This window comes from Bibersteinia trehalosi USDA-ARS-USMARC-188, assembly GCF_000521725.1.
Taxonomy (GTDB): Bacteria; Pseudomonadota; Gammaproteobacteria; order Enterobacterales; family Pasteurellaceae; genus Bibersteinia; species Bibersteinia trehalosi.
The window spans coordinates 219,717-238,022 of sequence record NZ_CP006954.1 but is presented as its reverse complement, the minus strand read 5'-3'; the positions used below and the strand labels follow the sequence as shown (position 1 = coordinate 238,022).

The 18,306-nt window shown below is 41.3% G+C and carries 10 protein-coding genes; 5 read left to right on the top strand and 5 right to left on the bottom strand.

Annotated elements, in window-relative coordinates; translation table 11 throughout:
* Positions 1-130 precede the first annotated feature (130 nt).
* Positions 131-1,858, bottom strand: coding sequence for an arginine--tRNA ligase (gene argS / locus F542_RS01095; protein WP_015433441.1), 1,728 nt, complete (start codon positions 1,856-1,858; stop codon positions 131-133).
* A 38-nt stretch (positions 1,859-1,896) separates the two neighbouring features.
* Between argS and F542_RS01090 the strand changes: the two genes are divergently transcribed.
* The 4 genes from F542_RS01090 (at position 1,897) to yccS (ending at position 5,615) form a co-directional block, all read left to right on the top strand.
* The gene (locus F542_RS01090) at positions 1,897-2,481 is read left to right on the top strand and encodes a VOC family protein (protein WP_015433442.1); all 585 of its coding nucleotides are present in this window, start codon (positions 1,897-1,899) and stop codon (positions 2,479-2,481) included.
* 115 nt (positions 2,482-2,596) lie between these two features.
* The gene (locus F542_RS01085; protein ID WP_015433443.1) at positions 2,597-3,061 is read left to right on the top strand and encodes an outer membrane lipoprotein; all 465 of its coding nucleotides are present in this window, start codon (positions 2,597-2,599) and stop codon (positions 3,059-3,061) included.
* 30 nt (positions 3,062-3,091) lie between these two features.
* Complete coding sequence (locus tag F542_RS01080; protein ID WP_015433444.1) at positions 3,092-3,367, top strand: hypothetical protein; 276 nt, start codon at positions 3,092-3,094, stop codon at positions 3,365-3,367.
* Positions 3,368-3,467: 100 nt separating this feature from the next.
* Positions 3,468-5,615, top strand: a complete 2,148-nt coding sequence (yccS, locus tag F542_RS01075; protein WP_025266714.1) for a YccS family putative transporter — start codon at positions 3,468-3,470, stop codon at positions 5,613-5,615.
* Between the two features lie 16 nt (positions 5,616-5,631).
* Here the strand turns inward: yccS and F542_RS01070 are convergent, their stop codons facing one another.
* Genes F542_RS01070 through nadR form a run of 3 tightly spaced genes read right to left on the bottom strand, consistent with a single transcriptional unit; the run spans position 5,632 to position 8,437 of the window.
* Positions 5,632-6,477 (bottom strand): patatin-like phospholipase family protein, encoded by an 846-nt coding sequence (locus F542_RS01070; protein WP_015433446.1) that lies wholly within the window; start codon positions 6,475-6,477, stop codon positions 5,632-5,634.
* Positions 6,477-7,169, bottom strand: a complete 693-nt coding sequence (locus tag F542_RS01065) for a metallophosphoesterase family protein (RefSeq protein WP_015433447.1) — start codon at positions 7,167-7,169, stop codon at positions 6,477-6,479. The genes F542_RS01070 and F542_RS01065 overlap by 1 nt, the downstream gene beginning before the upstream one ends.
* Positions 7,166-8,437, bottom strand: a complete 1,272-nt coding sequence (gene nadR, locus F542_RS01060) for a multifunctional transcriptional regulator/nicotinamide-nucleotide adenylyltransferase/ribosylnicotinamide kinase NadR (RefSeq protein ID WP_015433448.1) — start codon at positions 8,435-8,437, stop codon at positions 7,166-7,168. The genes F542_RS01065 and nadR overlap by 4 nt, the downstream gene beginning before the upstream one ends.
* Before the next feature lie 117 nt (positions 8,438-8,554).
* Between nadR and F542_RS01055 the strand changes: the two genes are divergently transcribed.
* On the top strand, positions 8,555-8,815 hold the full coding sequence (locus tag F542_RS01055; RefSeq protein ID WP_025266713.1) for a YfhL family 4Fe-4S dicluster ferredoxin: 261 nt from the start codon (positions 8,555-8,557) through the stop codon (positions 8,813-8,815).
* 155 nt (positions 8,816-8,970) lie between these two features.
* Here F542_RS01055 and F542_RS01050 read toward each other — a convergent pair whose 3' ends face one another.
* Entirely contained in the window at positions 8,971-17,931 is an 8,961-nt protein-coding gene (locus F542_RS01050) for a YadA-like family protein (protein ID WP_081733482.1), read from the bottom strand.
* Positions 17,932-18,306: the final 375 nt, after the last annotated feature.

The following is an 18,306-nucleotide window of genomic DNA, read 5'->3' as shown; positions in this document are numbered from 1 at the left end:
TAGTGCTCCGTTAAATAAAAAAAACACCCTTTCGGGACGAATCTACTTGCCCTATGCAAATAGGGTGCGAAATATATCACAAATATCGCACCCTAATCAAGCAGATTTTAAGCAATTAACAAAAAGCTAACTACATCTTCTCAGCTGTCTTAATGCCTAACAAATCCAACCCTTGTTTTAAGGTTTTCGCCGTTAAATTAGCTAATTTTAAACGGCTGCTTTTCACATTTTCCTCCGCATTCAAAATTGGACAAGCCTCATAGAATGAAGAGAAAATTCCAGCTAATTCATAAATATATTGGCAAAGTACGTGCGGTGTCCCGTCTTTTGCCACTGTGGATACCGCTTCTTCAAATTGCAGTAATTTAACCGCTAATGCACGTTCTTTTTCTTCATTGATCGCAATGTCGCCAACAACGCTGTCAGCGTCAATCCCCGCTCGGCTAAAAATAGAACGGATACGGGTATAAGCATATTGCATATAAGGTGCAGTATTGCCTTCAAAGCTCAGCATATTGTCCCAGTCAAACACATAATCAGTCGTGCGATTTTTCGCAAGGTCAGCATATTTCACCGAGCCAATGCCCACCGCTTCTACCACTGCACGCAATTCTGTTTCGCTCAATGCTGGATTTTTCTCACGAATCAATTTTTCCGCACGCTCTTCAGCTTCATCAAGCAAATCCACCAGTTTTACCGTACCACCTGTGCGAGTTTTAAATGGCTTACCATCTTTGCCTAGCATCATACCGAAGTTGTGATGTTCAAGGCTGAAACTCTCTGGCACATAACCTGCTTTACGGGTAATTAACCACGCCTGTTGCATATGTTGGCTTTGGCGAGTGTCTGAGAAAACTAATGCGCGGTCTGCGTGTAAAGTATGGAAACGATATTTTGCGGCTGCAATGTCAGTGGTGGTATAAAGGAAGCCGCCATCTTTTTTCTGCACGATCACACCCATAGGTTCACCTTCTTTATTTTTAAATTCATCAAGGTAAACCACCAACGCCCCATCATCTTCCACCGCTAAGCCTTGTGCTTTCAAATCTGCCACAATTTCAGGTAACATTGGATTGTAAAGGCTTTCACCCATCACATCGTTTTCGGTGAGCGTCACATTTAAGCGTTCATAGTTACGTTGGTTTTGGCTCATTGTCATATCCACGAGCTTTTTCCACATTGTGCGACAATACGCATCACCACCTTGTAATTTCACCACATAACCACGCGCTTTTTCGGCAAAATCGGCATCGCTGTCATAATGCTCTTTCGCAGCACGGTAAAAAGCTTCTAAATCACTTAATTCCATTGCGCTGGCATGTTCGTTTTCCATTTTTTCAAGATAAGCGATAAGCATACCAAATTGCGTTCCCCAGTCGCCCACGTGGTTGGCACGAATCACATTATTGCCCATAAATTCCAACGCACGCACCACGGCATCACCGATAATGGTTGAACGCAAATGCCCGACGTGCATCTCTTTTGCCACATTGGGGGAAGAGTAATCCACCACGACAGTTTGTGGATTTGCTGTTTTTATGCCGAAATTGACCGCTTGTAAGGCTAAATCTGCATTCTGCGCCAACCATTGTGGTTTTAAGAAAATGTTAATAAACCCCGGCCCAGCAATTTCTAGTTTCTCTGCGATATCGGATAAATCTAAATGTTCTAAGGTTTTTTGTGCAAACTCTCGTGGATTTAACCCTAATTTTTTCGCAGCACCCATGATACCGTTAGCTTGATAATCACCAAATTGCACTTTACCAGATTGGCGCACTAACGGCTCAACATCATTTGCCGCCCCTGCTGCAATCATTGCCGATTTTACTTTTTCAGATAAAATATGCTGAATATTCAAAATAAATTCCTAATTTTAACAAGTGAAAAATGCCGTCTATGATACAAGAAAATGCAGATTTTTCCCACAAATTGACCGCTTGTTTTGGTAATTTGGCTGAATTTGAGCAGAAAATTCAACAAATCGCTGAAATTTGTGGCATTGATTTAAGCCAGTTTGAAATCGATCATCTTGCAGTTAGAATGAATCAACTTGAAACTGCAAAAATATGGCGAGAAATGTTATTAACCGATGCGACAATTTTAAAAGAAAGCGAGGTAAACGGTCGCCTTATCGGATTATTTATCCTCAATCAACCACTCATTTTTTGCAACCAATCCGTCTCTATTATTGAACTTCCTTTTCCCAAAGGCAAAACTTACCCACAAGAAGGCTGGGAACATATTGAGATTGTCGTACCTATGCAGGAAAATGAAAGCGTGGAGCAGTGGATTGAACGTTGCTGCAAGCGGTGGAATTTACAAGAAAATTTGCAAATTCATCTAAAAATTAGTCAGCCTCAGGTAGCAGGGGAATTATTGCCAAACCCAAGTATTGCCATTTCGCTTAATAAAGAATTTTATAATTTCTGCGCGCTAAAATTACATCCTTATTCAATACAAGAAATTTGTCGGCAAAATTAATTTAAACGATGCAACTAATTACAATAATTCTTGTCTTAAACAATCGCATTGTGTTATAAATAGCCTGATATTTTCTAGTTTTGGGCGTCCTTAACTCTATTGGAGAATAAAGAATATGAAAAAATTTGGATTAGCTGCGGCATTAATAGCAAGTTTAACTTTAGCTGGCTGTGCAAATACGGATATTTACAGTGGTAATGTTTATCGCGGTGACCAAGCAAAAGAAGCCCGTTCTATTAATTACGGTACTATCGTTTCTGTACGTGAAGTAAAAATCCAAGCGGATAGCTCTGGTGCAATTGGTACGGTTGGTGGTGGCGTACTAGGTGGTATTGCTGGCTCAACTATCGGTGGTGGACGAGGCTCAGCAGTAGCAAGTGCAGTAGGTGCAATTGCTGGTGCAATGATCGGTAGCACAGTAGAAGAAAAAGCGAATCAAGTTTCTTCATTAGAAATGGTAATTCGCAAAGATGATGGACAAGAAATCGTTGTCGTTCAAAAGAAAGAGGACGGTTTTGTTCCTGGAAAACGTGTTAGAATCGTAGGCTCTAGCTCCGATCTCAACGTTTCCCTTTTATAATTATTAACCTTTTAAATTTAAGGAAACACAATGAAAAAACTTTCTCTTGTTGTATTAATGGGCGCTGCATTGGCGGCTTGTACTCAGGATGTTTACTCGACAAAAGGCAATGCAACAATTTTATCGAGCAAAGATTTATCACCTGAAGTTGTTGAATTAGTTGTACAAAAAGACAACGGTGAATTAGTCACCATGACTCGTAAATATGATGCTCACGCCGCTGTAGGCGCGCGTGTGAACGTGACTGACGAATACAACCATGAAGATGCAGATTTAAAAACAATTCATCGTTACGAATTTAAATAATCTTGTCTTTAAAGCATAAGCCCCGACTCTGTTCGGGGTTTTTTCTATTTCATTATATAGCACGCATTTGCAGAATATTGCCCTAAACCGACCGCTTATTATGAATACCTTACGCCATAAACTACCATTATATTGGTTAAATGCCAATCTTATTGGCACATTGCCTATCTTTTTTGCCGCCAATCTCGCTGCATTCGTTATTTGGCAACTTAATATTTCACAACATACTATGCCACTTGTACTCGGCATTATTGCTGCTGGTTTATCTGACTTAGATAATCGCCTTACAGGCCGAATTGCAAACCTACTATTTACCTTAATTGCTTTTGCGATTTCTTCACTTAGCTCACAGCTTGCGCTTACACATAGTTGGTTATTTATCCCCTTGATCACAATCATTACTTTTATTGTCATTATGCTAGGCGCAATCGGGCAACGCTATAGCACTATTGCATTTGGTACTCTGCTTGTGGCTATCTATACTACACTCAGTTACACACCTGACGTCGCTTGGTATTCAAATACACTATTGATTTTATTTGGCACCCTAATTTATGGGCTTGTGGCCGTTATTATTTATCTACTTTTCCCAAACCGAGCTGTACAAGAAAATATGGCGCAATACTATGAGGCGCTGAGTCAATATCTACAAATTAAAGCCGATTTTTTTGATCCTGATGACACAGACAATCTACCGCAGAAGCAGCTTGCCCTAGCTAAAGCGAATAGCATCGTGATGAGTACATTAGACAAAGCACGAGTCTCACTTTTTTACCGCTTACGTGGGCAACACCGCCATTTAAGAACACAGAAAATGTTACGCTATTTTTTCACCGCACAAGATATTTGGGAACGTGCAGGTTCAAGCCATTCTGAATATCAAAAACTTTTTGATGGCTGGCAAAATAGTGATCTTATCTTCCGCCTACAACGCATTCTGGAATTACAAGCCATAGCCTGCCAACAAATTGCCAACGCATTACGCCATAACACTGTTTATACGCATAATACTCGCGGTGAAAGAGTTCTTGCTGGGCTAGCCCATTCCATGACTTTCCATAAACAAAATAAAGCTCAACAGCTACATAAACTACAATCTATTATAGATAATCTGCGGCATATTGAAGGACAACTTGCCCAGCTAGAAAATCATACGCCTAATAGCAAAAAATCAGTAAAATCAGCCCGCTTGATCGCTGAAAATGTTTCAGGTTGGCGTAATATGTTGCAAGCAGTACGAAGCCAATGTCATTTTCGCTCACAATTATTCCGCCATGCCGTACGCTTATCCATAGTGGTTTTTATCGCTAGTTCGCTCGTTGAATTCTTCCATATAGAACAAGGCTATTGGATTTTACTCACCGCTATTCTTGTGTGTCAGCCAAATTATTCTGCTACCAAAAAACGCCTTATCCAACGGATAATCGGCACAATTTTAGGGGTGATCGTTGGCATGTCATTGCGTTATCTCTCGCCAACGTTAGAAGCACAATTGGGCATTATTGTGGCGTCAAGTACGCTGTTTTTCTTGTTTCGTACAAATAACTATAGCTTCTCTACTTTTTTTATTACAATTCAAGTTCTAGTCAGTTTTGATGTTGTCGGTTTTGGCGCAAATAGCGCCATCTTACCCAGAGTATTCGACACACTACTTGGCGCTGGCATTGCTTGGATTGCTGTGGCTTATTTGTGGCCAGATTGGAAGTACCTCAATTTACAGCAAAATGTGGCAACATCTTTACAAAGTTGTGCGACATATTTACGACACATTATCGCCCAGCTTCAATTCGGCTATCGAGATCTCTTTAGCTATCGCATCGCACGGCGTGCTGCACAAAATGCTGCGGCAGCATTAAGCACCGCAGTCTCTCATATTACAGAAGAGCCAAAAAAATACTCTAAAACGCTTACCATTGCGCCGACATTACTAGGGCTCAATTACACATTGCTCAGCTATATTTCAGCACTGGCCGCTCACCGCCAAGAAGGTGCAGAGATCAACCAACATATTGATTTTGCCAGCGCATTTTTCAAACAGAGCAAATTAATTGCAATTATTCTGGAGAGAATTGCTCAGCAACAAAATTGCCACACTGAAATTGAACAAATAGATCAACAAATTAAGCAACTTGAACAAACATATAAAACACAGTTAAATGCACAGTCGCTAGTCTTAATACAGCAACTACGACTGATTGTGCAGTTACTACCACAATTTGCAGAATTTAATGAAAAAATACCCGCTTGATAGCGGGCATTCACGGTTAGGTTGTAAGGTATGTTTTCAACAGCGGCATTTGCGCGGTTGCATCTCTTATCCCGAGCTCATACATTGCTTGGATCTTCTTGGGGTCATTTTCTAAACGTTTTATCGCTATCTTTTGTGACGGACGCAAAACAAAAATATCACCTTGCTCACCCAATTGATTAATTTGTTCAATACGCTGATTATAATCAGCGTAGCGATTATTCATCGTGTTTACTAAATTAGGGTATTTACCATAAACCAATTTATTTAACCACTGCAAAGCAGGTGCTTTACGATAATTAGCAGGACGCGTTAAAACTACAATAATTTTGTCAAAACCAAGCTGTTGGCAAAAATTTAAAGGTATACTATCGGCTTCTGCACCATCAAGATATTTTTGCCCATTAACTTCAACCATCTTAGAAAAGAAAGGGAGTGCTGAGGTTGCTCGTAATGTTTCCATTTGTTCAAAGACATCGTGAATTTGATGATACTCTGCTTTGCCGGTTGATACATTAGTAAGCGTAGCATAAAAGGGGATTTTTGATTGCTTAAATGTCTGATTATCAAAAATATCTAGCTTGAATGGCACATCGTAAAAAGCGAAATCTCGCCCAACTACATTACCCTCTCGTAACCAATTACGGAACCCAATATAGCGCGGATTCGTAAGAAAACGCAGGTTATAACGTAATGCCCGCCCACGTTGTTTTGACGGGAAATTTACCCCAAATAACGCGCCAGCAGACACGGCAACAATGCCGTCAATTTGAATAGCTTCATCTAAAAATACATCCAGCACTCCTGCGGTAAACATCCCCCGCATCGCGCCGCCTTCTAGTACTAAGCCTACTTTTGCCATTATTTGAGATCCCTATCATCTACGCCAACCAATAAATAGTTACCATTAATATCTGCTAAACTACGAAAGCCAATATTAAAGATCTCGCAAGCTTTATTACGATTAATTGGACGGTAATCAAAATTATCGTGGTGATGGCCATGGAATATTTTCTTCACCCCCATTTTACGCGCCAATTGATTAATTACGGAGAATCCTTGTGGATGCGGACGCGGTGCCTCATGAGTAATCAATATATCGGCTTGCTGCTGTTCCAAATTTTCAATATCTGATGGAAAAATAGAGGAACGATGGCGTAATGGAACACCGCCTCGCCAAATACGCTCCTGTGGACAATATTGACAATAATGGATTGGATCAAAAAACATTGGGCGGTGAGGAGGCATCCAAATGTGCCCGCGGAAAACGCCGCCTAACCCTGCAATTTTAACCCCTTGGATATCAACAACTCGGCTATGCAAATTACGCTGTTTCCATTCTGATCCCCAAATTGCATCAAACGCCTGCACTGTTTTACTATCATGATTACCATGGATAAACCAAATATCACAGTGCTGCGCCAGTTGGTCTAACTCACCTGGCGTAGTTAGCTGCAAATCGCCTAAAATGACTAAGGCTACATTTTCCTGCTCTTGCACAAAGGGGTAAAGATGAGCGTAACTTCCATGTGGATCGCCCGCAAACAGTATCATTCTTTCTTCTCGTTATCAGTTTTAAATGTCAATGAAATTGGCTCTTCATTCAAAATCGCTTCAATAATCTGTTTAGTTTGATTATAGCGATCTAAATAGCTCGGCGATTCAATTTCGATGTAAGGCACTTTATATTTCTCCAGCAATTTTTTTAACAGCTGCTGAAATGCCTGACGTTGCTTCTGCGAACCAAGACTACGTAAGCCGTCATCCACCCATTTGGTATTATTTGACAACAAAATCGTCACATCAAACGGATACTCTTTGATCATAGAATCTAAGAACGGATGCGCTTTACCCTCATATTGGATACAAAATGCCTGAGTCGTAATATAGTCAGTATCAATAATTGCCACTTTATGGGCTTGTTTCATCGCAAAATCAACATAACGTTTATGCCCTAATGCCATTTGCGGGTAATCTGAATATTGCATTGCTTGCTCATTTCCACCAAGCTGCTCAAAAACAAACTCTCGCCCATATTCCCAAGCTGAGGTTGTATTAAACACATTAGCTAGTTTACTAACCAATACACTCTTACCACTGCTTTCTCCACCTAAAATGGCGATTGTTTTTACAAAAAACGGGCGAACCTCTTTCGGAATAAAACGCCAGTATTGGAAAGGATTATTACGAATTTTCGTCGCAGAAACATTAAACGAACTTCGCTCTGGATCAACCAAATGAACTTCTAAGCCAAGATATTGCTCATACGGTACTTTATCTTGTATTTCACTGCTAAAGACAATGCTAGGCTGAATATTCTTTTCTTGAAACAATTCTTTTACCCGATTTGCCCAGCCTTCCCAGCCATTCGGATAGCTTGGAATACCGTCTTCATTTAAATGATGAATAATGATCTGCTTTTGTTGATATTTAAAAATCTGCTGCATCCAACGTAGCCTATCTTCGTTGGTCGGCATACGTTTCATTTTACTATCGTGGAAGAGTTGTAAATCGCGCTCAGTATCGGTACAAACCACAACATGTAGCATATCAACTTTGCTAAATGCCTCGTAGATCATATTGATATGCCCTGTATGCACCGGATAAAACTTCCCAAAAATCACACCAACACGCAAAGAAGGCTCATCAACAATCTCCAGCGTCTTATGCAAGGCCTGTAGCTTTGCGGCACTCGGATTTTTAATTTTCCCACTTACCAGCTGGTTAAAGTAGGCTCTAGTAACGCCTGCTTGCTGACAAATATCGTTTACTTTTAGATTAAGCTGTTTACGCTTGTGTTGAAGATAAGCAAAATTAGACATGATTCCCCCAAAAACTCAGTTTAAATGATAGGCTAAAAGAGTGGTTTTATCAATGGACAATGTATAGTGGATCGTAGATAATGCCCGCCTTTTGGAAACTTCACTAAACATTTTGCTATGGCGTTACTCATCACCCACAAATGCACAAACTGCGACATGTGCGAACCGGAATGCCCCAATCAGGCTATTTCGATGGGAGAAGAAATCTACGTTATTGACCCTGCACTCTGCACTGAATGCGTTGGACACTACGAAACGCCAACCTGCCAGAAAGTTTGCCCGATCAATAACTGCATTATTACCGATCCCGAAAATATTGAAAGCGAAGAACAACTTTGGGAACGGTTTGTATTAATTCATCACGCAGATAAACTATAAACAACAAGCGACTGTTTCTTACTAAAATTTTGCAAAAAATTGTGTAATACGAATCGCTTGCACAGTCATACTACATAAATGTCGATTATACCGCCCATAAAAAAACGGAGAGCCTAAGCTCTCCGTTTTCGCTTATTTATCTTCTTTTGGCGAGATTACCATTGATAACCTACACCAACAGAACCACCAAAGTCTCCTCGGGTATTCGCATTACCTTGTAGTTTCAAGATAACTTTACCGTTGTCGCTTGCACGTGAGTAACCCACGGCAACTGCACTTTGACCTTTGAAGGTACCTGCCGCGGCGGCTACCATCGATTTACCCGGGATATAAACCTGTGGTAAGCCTGCTGCTGCGTTCGCACCTGCGATACCTGCACGGAGGTTTCTGTCTACTTTACCAATGTGGTTATGAACATTGCCTAGACCCGCTTTTAATTGATCTACATTCACTGCATCAGTGCCATCAACACCTGGTGCCACGTTTGTGATACGTGCTGCTGAGCCATCTGCTTTCCCCACTCTTACATGACCATCTTCTGTTGCACCGAGCACAGGACCTGTAGAACCACCCACTTGAACTGTGTTGAAGGTTGGGGTCATTGAGGTGGCAATTGCAACATTTGCACCGTTACGGGTGATTTCAATGTTGTTACCCGCATTGATATTTACAGTATTACCCGCGCTGACTTTCGTTGCTGTGCTATCGCTATCTTCTGTGACTTTGCCCGTTGAACCTTCAACCGCTGTTGAATTAACATTCCAGCCAATTGAGTTCAAGGTGTTAGCCAAATCGCCTGCAGTCACAAAGTGATTTGCATTATTCGTATCTGGGCTAACCACTGCACCACTATTTACGTTTGAACCGTCTGGGTTAGCAATGTTACCATCGGACACGGTTAATGCTGTTTTGTTCACATTGAAGCTGACATCAATCCCACCATTAGCATTTGTGACAACATTCGCTGTTGTACCCACGCCATTGTTGAAGTTCACCACATCACTTGGGGTAATCAAGGTTGTGTTGCCATCACTTAATGTTGTTTTCCAGCCTGCATTGTTAATGGCATTTGCCACATCACCTACTGTTGCTACGCTGCCGTTTGTGCTATCTGCAAATACTGAACCATCTGCCACTGGTGAAATATCACCACTTTTCACCGCAAAGCTGACATTCACGCCATCCACATTAGCTTTCACCGATTCGCTGTCGTTGAAGCTGACGGTTTGGCTGCCTACGGTTGTTGCGTTTGCATTGTCATTGTTACCGGTCAGTTTCCATTGAACGCCTGCAATCGTGCTGTTCAATTGGCTGACATTCACTGCGTCTGTTGCATTCGTTCCTGCTGCAACATTGGTGATTTTGTTGCCGCCATTATCTAAACCTTTATCGGTTAGGATTACGGTACTATTTTCACCTTTCACTGTGATGCCATTGTTCATGATTGAAGTATGAACGGTGTCATTGCCCACGGTGACGCTTGTGTTCGCTTTTAAGGTATCTACCTTGATGTCTTTCGCTAAATTGAAGGTGACGTTATTCGCGTCTTTGCTAATCTCGATATTGCCGTCACTATTACGCAAATCAACATTCGCACCCGGTGCCACATTGCCTGCGTCTTCTCCCTCATTTACCGATAAGTTCCAGCCGGCTTCTGCGATTTGTTTCACTGCATAGAGCTGGCTGCCGTTGATGGCGTCTTTGCTCTCTGCGCTGATTGTGCCGTTGCTAACATTCGTCACTTTCTTATCACCGGCATCTACACCATTTTCGGTAATACTTGGACCATCTTTAATGGTTAAACCACTATTATCAATCGTTGTATTACCAATAGTGACTGAGCCGTTTGATGTTAGGTTCAGGTTATTGCTCAAGCCAAAGGTGATATTGCCATCCTCTTGGGTGATAACAAGATTGTTATTTGCCGTTCTCAAGTCTACGCTTGCGTTCGGTTTCACATTAAAGGACTTGTCACCGTGATTTGTCGTCATAAACCAGCCCGCATTTGCTGTGGCATTGACTTTCTCTAGCTGATCAACATTCACTGCATCTGTGCCGTTTACACCCGGTGCAACATTGCTGATTGTCGCGTTGTTGATATTCACGGTGTTGTTGCCATTGCTATCACTTAGCGTAATCGTGGTCTTGCCATTGCTGCTGGTGATATTGTTGATGTCTCGCAGGTCGCTTGCCATCTTGATCACTAACTGACCGTTTTCATTATCCACACGTAAGTTTTTATCTGTCACATTCGCAGTTTCTGCTGTACGGCCGATAATCTCTAACGTTTCGCCCAGTTTCTTCGCAATCACTTCACCTGTGTCGCCTTTGAATTTCAAGCCGTCATCTAAGGTGGCAATTTCATGCGTTGTGCCGTTGGCATCGGTATAAACCACACGTGTTAGCGTTTCGCCGTCTTTACCGTTGATACCTGGGGTGCCTTCAACTACTGTTACTGAAGCGTTCGCACCTGGTTTGCCATCGACTCCATCACGACCGTTAATGCCAATCGTGCCGTTGCCATAGATGGTTACGCCATCTGCGCCATCTTTACCGGCTACACCTAGCTGACCGTCTTTACCGTCTGCGCCATCTTTGCCTTTTCCACCAATGGTTAAGGTGCTGTTTAGGTCAAAGGTGATGTTGCCGTTGTCTTGGCTAATCACAATGTTGCCATCTGCATTACGTAAATCCACTGTTGCATTTGGTTTCACATTGTAAGTCGCGTTACCTTCGTTTGTGGTAATCGTCCAGCCCGCATTTGCGGTGGCATTGACTTTCTCTAGTTGATCAACATTCACTGCATCTGTGCCGTTTACACCCGGTGCAACATTGCTGATTGTCGCGTTGTTGATATTCACGGTGTTGTTATTGGCATCACCTAAGGTGATGGTTGTGCCGTTATTGTTGCTGATTGAGTTAATTTCTTGTAACTCTTTCGCCATTTTCAGCACTAACTTACCTTCTTCATTATCCACACGTAAGTTTTTATCTGTCACATTCGCATTCACGTCTGTACGACCGATAATCTCTAACATTTCACCCAGTTTCTTCGCAATCACTTCTCCTTTATCGCCTTTGAATTTCAAGCCGTCATCTAAGGTAGCAATTTCATGCGTTGTGCCGTTGGCATCGGTATAAACCACACGGGTTAGCGTTTCGCCGTCTTTACCGTTGATACCTGGGGTGCCTTCAACTACTGTTACTGAAGCGTTCGCACCTGGTTTGCCATCGACTCCATCACGACCGTTAATGCCAATCGTGCCGTTGCCATAGATAGTTACGCCATCTGCGCCATCTTTACCGGCTACACCTAGCTGACCGTCTTTACCGTCTGCGCCATCTTTGCCTTTTCCTCCAATGGTTAAGGTGCTGTTTAAGTCAAAGGTGATGTTGCCGTTGTCTTGGCTAATCACAATGTTGCCATCTGCATTACGTAAATCCACTGTTGCATTTGGTTTCACATTGTAAGTCGCGTTACCTTCGTTTGTGGTAATCGTCCAGCCTGCATTTGCGGTGGCATTAACTTTCTCTAGTTGATCAACATTCACTGCATCTGTGCCGTTTACACCCGGTGCAACATTGCTGATTGTCGCGTTGTTGATATTCACGGTGTTGTTGCCGTTAGCATCGCCTAACTTAATAGAAGTATTACCATTAGTGATACTTGTGATATTCGTTAAATCACCTTCGACATGGTAAGTCACATCCGTTGCATTTGTGGTTTCATTTAATTTCACCACGGCAACGGTATTATTACCATTTACAAAATTAACAACATCACCAGCCTTGATTTTACTGACATTGCTTCCATTGCCTGCGACCGTCCAAGACACATTATTGATGGTTTCAACAATATCCCCTACAGTTGCCACATCGGTATTATTACTACCTGAAGCGACTTCTGCTTTGCCGGTTGTCGCGTTAGTTGTGGTATTACCTTCGCCAAAAGTAAAGGTTGTGCCATTATTAACAATGGTTGTGACATTGTTGTTATCGCCTAAACGGATACTGTGATTATCACCATTACTGATATTAGTGATGTTGGTTAGCTTACCTGCAAGGTCAAAGGTGATATTACCGTTATCTTGGCTAATGACAATGTTGCCGTCTGCATTACGTAAATCTACCGTAGCATTTGGTTTCACGTTATAGGTTTTTCCACCTTTATTCGTGCTCACATTCCAGCCTGCATTTGCAGTGCTATTCACTTTCTCTAGCTGATCAACATTCACTGCATCCGTGCCGTTTACCCCAGCTTTTACTTCAGTAATCGTTGCGCCACCAATATTGACCGTATTGTTGCCATTTTCAACGCCAACTTTAATCGTTGTGCCGTTGTTGGTGATACTGCTGATGTTGGTGAGATCGCCTTCTACTGTCACCGTATAGTTGGTTAAACCTTTACCATCAGTTTCAGTGGTCACATTGACATTATTACCCGCTTTTACTACGGATTTTTCAGCATTCACCGTATAAACCGTGCCATTGGCATCTGAGATGCTGGTAACTGTGGTGTAATTGCCTGCTTTAACTACTGATTTGCTGGCATTTAATTGTTGCAGATTCACCGCATCTGTGGCGTTTGTACCATTTGCAACATTGGTGATATTTGCACCATTAACATTTACCACATTATTGTTGTTGGTATCACCTAAGGTGATTTGTGTACCGTTATTATTTGTTAAAGAAGTAATGTTACTTAATGCACCTTCAACATTAAACTTAACATCTGCACCACCAGTTGAAGTATTGGCTGTCACGACAGCAACAGTATTGTTGCCATTGACAAAATTCACCACTTCACCTGCGGTAATATTTTCTTTTACAGCACCATTGCCGGCTACAGCCCAGCTTACATTGTTGATGGTATTCACAATATCGCCAACGGTTGCAATATCTGTTGCATTTGAATTATTGCTAACTTTTGCTTTACCTGCATCAACTGTCGTAGTGCCGTTACCAATGGTTAATTTATTACCTTCATTATTTGTAATGCTGGTAATGTTAGTTAAATCACCCGTTACACTTACATTGTAAGTGGTTAGCCCTTTACCATCTGTAGTTGTAGTCACATTGGCATTTGTACCTGCCACAACAACCGATTTTTCAGCATTTACCGTATAAACCGTGCCATTGGCATCTGAGGTGCTGGTAACTGTGGTGTAGTTGCCCGCTTTAACCACCGATTTGCTCGCGTTTAACTGATCCAGATTTACGGCATCTGTACCGTTCTCACCCGCTTTAACATTCGTAATGGTTGCGCCATCAACATTAATCGCTTTATCACCATCTTTATTTTCTAACTTAATGGTGGTGCCGTTATTCGTAATACTTGTGATATTAGTGAGATCACCTTCAACATTGTAGGTCACCTCGGTTGCACCATTGTTTACTTTCGCAGAGGCTTTTGTATTTTTACCATCGACAAAATTAACGATATCACCCGCTTTAATCTGGCTCACATTGGCACCATTACCCGCAAGCGTCCAAGACACACTGTTAATCGTTTCAATAATATCGCCAACGGTCGCAACATCAGTGCTATTTGTACCCGTAACTAACTCGGCTTTACCACTCACATTTACAGTCGTATTTCCCGCACCAAAGGTAAAGGTCGTACCATTGCTAATAATGGTTGTGATATTGTTGTTATCACCTAAACGGATACTGTTGTTATCACCATTGCTAATATTCGTGATATTGCTCAAGTTACCAGCTAGCGCAAAGGTAATGTTTCCGTCTTTTTGACCAATAACAATATTGCCGTCTGAGCTACTTAAATCTACCGTGGCATTTGGTTTCACGTTATAGGTTTGATTGCCATTATTCGTCGTGACATTCCAACCCGCATTGGCCGTTGCATTCACTTTTTCCAACTGACCAACATTCACCGCATCCGTTAAATTTACACCCGCAGCGACATTAGTAATGGTTGCACCGCCAACATCAACGGTTTTATTCCCATTTTGATTATCTAATTTAATCGTTGTCCCGTTGTTGGTGATGCTACTGATATTGGTAAGATCACCTTCTACTTTAACCGTATAGTTGGTTAAACCTTTACCATCAGTTTCAGTGGTCACATTGACATTGTTACCCGCTTTTACTACGGATTTTTCAGCATTTACCGTATAAACCGTGCCATTGGCATCTGAGGTGCTGGTAACTGTAGTGTAATTGCCTGCTTTAACTACTGATTTGCTGGCATTTAATTGTTGCAGATTCACTGCATCTGTGGCGTTTGTACCATTTGCAACATTGGTGACTTTATTTCCTCCATTATTTAAACCCGTTTCAGTTAGGCTGATGACTGTAGTGCCATTGGTAATCATCATGCCATCTTTATTGATAACAGTTTTATCATTATCAGATATACCAAAACTAGCATTCTCTAAAGCGGTTAAATTTTTCGATAATTTTACCGTTAATGTATCTTGACCATTTGAAACAACCCCGATATTGTTATCAGCGAGTTTAGTTTTATCTGTCACGCCACCAATCACTTTAGTTTCTTGTTGATTGAGGCGAACAAATTTATTTGTTGTATCTACTGCAACATCACCACTAAAACTTAAGCCAGCCTTATTAATTGCTGATGCTACTTGCTCGGCTGTCGCAAAATTATCTCCATTAATTTGAGCCATTACCGTACCATCAGATACCACTGTTAAATTTGATTTATTCACAGAATATTTAACAGTTGAAGTTTTGCCTGTAGAGTCTACGGTAACATTTGCTGTAGTGCCTATACCGCTGGCAAAATTTACCTCATCACTGCTATTAACGACATCTTTCTCAACTCCATTTTCTTGAATATACCAAGTACTACTTGCAACTGCTTTAGATACTGCTGCTTTTAGCTGCGCAACATTCACTGCATCGCTATCTTCTGCACCTGCTGCAAGATGGGTAATTTGGCGTCTTACCGAACTTGACCCAACGCTCACCGCACCAGTAGTTGCAATAGTTGCATTAATTGCTTCTTTTTGGTTTTGACTAGCCGTTTCGGGATAATATGGTTTAGTGGTTGATGTATGACCAGTTGCCGAACCGCCCGCCTGACGGTCAGAAATACTGCCGGAACCTAATGCTACACCACCATCTACAGTTGAGTTGGCAAGATGCCCTAACACCGTTGAATTTTCACGGCTAGCTGTAGCACGTTCTCCCATTACCACACTATATTGGCTAGTATTTGTACCAGTTGCATTTGTTCCTATAATAATTTGTGAAACTTGATTACCATCCGCTTTGGCTCCATAACCCAATACGATGGATTTATCACCTACTGCGCTAGAATTCGTCCCCATAACAATTTGGTTACCTTGGGTACCATTAGCTTTAGCATCTTTACCAATAGCAATATTATTAGTACCTGTCGTTGCGGCATTTGAACCAATAGCAATTGAGTCTACCTGATTACCTGTAGTATTTGCCTTATAACCGATAGAAATTGCTCGTGTGCCCGTTGCTTCTGCGCCTTCGCCAATAGAAACTGAAGAGCCATTCCCTGCCCCTCCACTGCCATCAGAATTTGTAATTTTCGCCCCATTACCTAACGCGATACCACCATAGGTTGATTCAACTTTTGCACCTGTACCAATCGCATAAGCATTACCTTGTACACCACTTGTGATCACTGCTCCATCGCCAATTGCGATCGAAGAACCATTTACAGCCTCAGTTTTTGCCCCTTTACCAATCACGATACTATTGCTACCGCGGGTTACATTGGCTGCAGAACCAAAAGCTATATTATCAGTTCCAGCAGCTTGCTCTATATTTGCAGAAACACCGATTGCTGTGTTATTAGCCTTTAATGCTTTTGCTTTAGTGCCAATAGCAATAGTGTCATCGCCATCAGTTCTAGCAGCTGTACCAACAGCAATGGCTCGGGTGCCATTAGCTTGAGTTTTAGTCTCTTCTACTTTAGCAGTATCTGCATTACCAATAGCAACCGCATACTCTCCATTAGCTGTAGCACTTTTTCCGATTGCTGATGAATTTTTGCCGTTTGCTGTTGCATCGTCACCCACAGAAGTAGAATATTCACCAATCGCTTTTGCAGCATGACCAACGGCTGTCGTATTACGATATTTTGCATTAGCTAATGCGCCAACAGCCGTAGCTTCAATATTTTTATAAGGGTCAATGCCTTCTGCTTGCCCATCTTTCAAGATACTAGATGTTTGTCCTCCATCACCAGCTGTTGCCGCAACACCTAATGCAGTTGAACCTTTACTTAAAGCTTGGCTATGTACACCAACAACGGTTGCACCATTACCACTTGCCGCTGATGGTCGATACCATTCTGCATCGGGTTCTTTACTTGGATTAAATCCACCTGCTATTTTATAGCCTGCTTCATTATTTCCTTCCGCTGCCCAAGTTTGGCGACTTTCCCATGTATAACCCGAGTCATCTCCACCAATGGCTGTTGAGCCTGTTCCCATTGCATAGCTATCATTACCAATTGCTGTCGCTTGGCGATTATAAGCTGTGGCACGTGACCCTAACGCAACAGTTTGGTCACCACGAGCAATAGCTTGAAAACCTATTGCAATGGCGCCTGCATTGACAGAATTTCGAGAGTTAAATACTCTGTTAGCTGTTTGCACATCATGTACAGCCTGGGAGTTCGTTCCGATAGCAATAGAGTCATGCCCATAAGCATAGGCATAAGTCCCCAAAGACACTGTATTATTACGATTATTAGTACTTGCATTAGCAGGTTTTTGCTTATTATAAGCATTTAATTTATTTTCATTTGGGTCGGACGATTCGCCTATATAATCATCTGCACGTTGTTTACCTGAATTATCGCCAACGTTAATAGAATTTGTTCCATCTGTTGCTGACGATCCCTGATTTATTGAATATCCATTTGTATTAGCAATTGAAACTGCTGCATCTGCCATTGGGATAGAAGAAAGTAACAATAATGTTATAAATTTCAATTTAAAAACATTTTCCAATAATGCAGATTTATTTGAGCAAGTATCTGCAACCATTGATACTGAAGATTTACTCTTACCATAGGTTGTTGCCAACTCAGAGACAACAACCCATTTATTGGTAGAATTACTCCAAACAACTTTAAAAATTTTGTTCATAGCCGACATACCTATATATGTAACATTCCAACCTCATTCCTAAACCCTAAAAAAATAGGCAATCAATAGATTGCCCAAAGGGAATTATGAATAAGACTTTAATTATTTTTTGATTTAGCGAAATAACAACTTAAAATTCTGCTAAATCTTATTTATCATAAAAAAAAAAAAAAAAACGCAACCAAATAATTGTAAAGATATGTCAACAAATGATAAATAACTATAAAAACAATGAGTTATTATCTAGTAATAAATAAATATTTTGAGAAAAAACAATATAACGCAGTTTTTATTGAAATCAGAATAAATAAAAGCCCGCTTAGCGGGCTTACTGTAAACAAGCTTAATGTTTGGCTTGGACAAATAAACAAAAAT

Coding starts and splice junctions, on each gene's coding strand:
- F542_RS01090 (WP_015433442.1), top strand. CDS start 1,897: ATGATACAAGAAAATGCAGATTTTTCCCACAAATTGACCGCTTGTTTT.
- F542_RS01085 (WP_015433443.1), top strand. CDS start 2,597: ATGAAAAAATTTGGATTAGCTGCGGCATTAATAGCAAGTTTAACTTTA.
- F542_RS01080 (WP_015433444.1), top strand. CDS start 3,092: ATGAAAAAACTTTCTCTTGTTGTATTAATGGGCGCTGCATTGGCGGCT.
- yccS (WP_025266714.1), top strand. CDS start 3,468: ATGAATACCTTACGCCATAAACTACCATTATATTGGTTAAATGCCAAT.
- F542_RS01070 (WP_015433446.1), bottom strand. CDS start 6,477: ATGGCAAAAGTAGGCTTAGTACTAGAAGGCGGCGCGATGCGGGGGATG.
- F542_RS01065 (WP_015433447.1), bottom strand. CDS start 7,169: ATGATACTGTTTGCGGGCGATCCACATGGAAGTTACGCTCATCTTTAC.
- nadR (WP_015433448.1), bottom strand. CDS start 8,437: ATGTCTAATTTTGCTTATCTTCAACACAAGCGTAAACAGCTTAATCTA.
- F542_RS01055 (WP_025266713.1), top strand. CDS start 8,555: ATGGCGTTACTCATCACCCACAAATGCACAAACTGCGACATGTGCGAA.
- F542_RS01050 (WP_081733482.1), bottom strand. CDS start 17,931: ATGAACAAAATTTTTAAAGTTGTTTGGAGTAATTCTACCAATAAATGG.